This window comes from Vibrio sp. 10N.222.46.A1 (assembly GCF_041473595.1).
Classification (GTDB): Bacteria; Pseudomonadota; Gammaproteobacteria; order Enterobacterales; family Vibrionaceae; genus Vibrio; species Vibrio tasmaniensis_A.
This window is the reverse complement of sequence record NZ_JBFRSN010000296.1, coordinates 1-1,595: the sequence shown is the minus strand read 5'-3', so window position 1 is coordinate 1,595 and position 1,595 is coordinate 1. Positions and strand designations below refer to the sequence as shown.

2 protein-coding genes are annotated in these 1,595 nt (G+C 44.5%); one reads left to right on the top strand and one right to left on the bottom strand.

The window, feature by feature from the left end:
- On the top strand, window positions 1–481 hold a 481-nt coding region (locus AB4496_RS09835; protein WP_372130889.1), incomplete at its 5' end, for an acetate uptake transporter.
- A 176-nt stretch (window positions 482–657) separates the two neighbouring features.
- On the opposite strand, the gene AB4496_RS09830 is transcribed toward AB4496_RS09835, so the two are convergent.
- The coding region (locus AB4496_RS09830) for an alanine:cation symporter family protein (protein ID WP_372130887.1) at window positions 658–1,595 on the bottom strand (938 nt) is incomplete at its 5' end.

Here is a 1,595-nt window from a genome sequence, read left to right as displayed (position 1 = left end):
TGCTATGGGTATTTTTTACGGTGGTCTAAGCCAAGTTATCGTGGGCACAATGTGTTTCAAACGTGGTGACACGTTCGGTACAACTGCGTTTACTTCTTACGGTCTATTCTGGTTATCTTTGGTTGGTTTAATCGTAATGCCATACATGGGCCTACCAGCAAGTCCAGCAGCGTTTATGGGTTGGTACCTACTACTATGGGGCATCTTCACTGGCTTCATGTTCATTGGTTCTCTATGCTACCCAGTAGCGAAACAAGTAGTATTCGGTTCACTTACTATTTTGTTCTTCCTACTTGCCGCTCGTGATTTCACTGGCAGCGAACTGATCGGTACTATCGCTGGTTTTGAAGGTATCTTCTGTGGTGCGTCAGCTATCTACTTTGCGATGGCACAAGTAATCAACAACGAATATGGCCGCACAGTACTGCCAATCGGTGAGAAAAAAGCGCCTCAAATGACGGCTCAAGAGATCGTTGCTTAACGCTCTAGCTTGGGAACAGTTAGTTTGTTATAAGCAGTCAGTTCGTTATAAGTAATGAGCTCGTTATAAACTACGATTTTTATGAACAAAACAAAAGGGGTTAGCCGAAATGGCTAACCCCTTTTTTATGCGTTATTAATAGCGCGAGTTAAAGCGATCTATTTGCTAAGTCAAGCTTAAGCTGAAGGTTGCTCTACAGGTTTACTGTCTGCAACTTCAGATTCAGGAGACTTGCCAGTTTTACGCTTGTATTTCTCTTCCCAGTAAGTAGCACCTTTAATGCCTAGTTTTACAGGGTTGAATGTGTACTCAGTCACACCTTGTTTCTGCTGTTCTTCGTAGTCTGCTAAAGCCTTAAGCGCAGGCTTAGACATGAAGAATATGATCAGAATACCAACGATGTTTAACCATGCCATCAAGCCAACACCCACATCACCCATTGCCCATGCAAGGTTTGCTGTTTTAACGGTGCCATAGAAAACGGCACTAATAAGAACAAGCTTAAGTACGAACATCATGCCAGGGATCTTGATGGTACGACGTAGGTAAGCAATATTCGTTTCTGCGATGTAGTAGTAAGCAAGAATCGTTGTAAATGCGAAGAAGAACAGAGCAAATGCGATGAACGGCTTACCAATGCCTGGCAGTGCACTTTCAATAGCAAGCTGTGTAAATACGGGACCATTCGCACCGATGTTTGCTGCTAGGTTCTGAACAAGGAAGACACCTTCAGCGCCGCCGTGAACGTTGTAAGCACCAGTGATGATGATCATGAACGCTGTAGCAGAACATACTAGAAGAGTATCAATGTAGATAGAGAACGCTTGAACCAAACCTTGCTGAGCTGGGTGATCAACACTTGCCGCAGCTGCCGCGTGAGGACCAGTACCTTGACCCGCTTCGTTTGAGTAAACACCACGTTTAACACCCCAACCGATTGCAGCACCAAAGCCTGCCATAGGAGTGAATGCATCACCCAGAATCATTCCGAAAACAACAGGAACTTGGCTGATGTTTAGTAGGATGATAACGAATGCGATGATGATGTAAGCCAACGCCATGAATGGAACGACAATTTGTGTGAAGTTCGCGATACGTTTAACACCACCAAAGA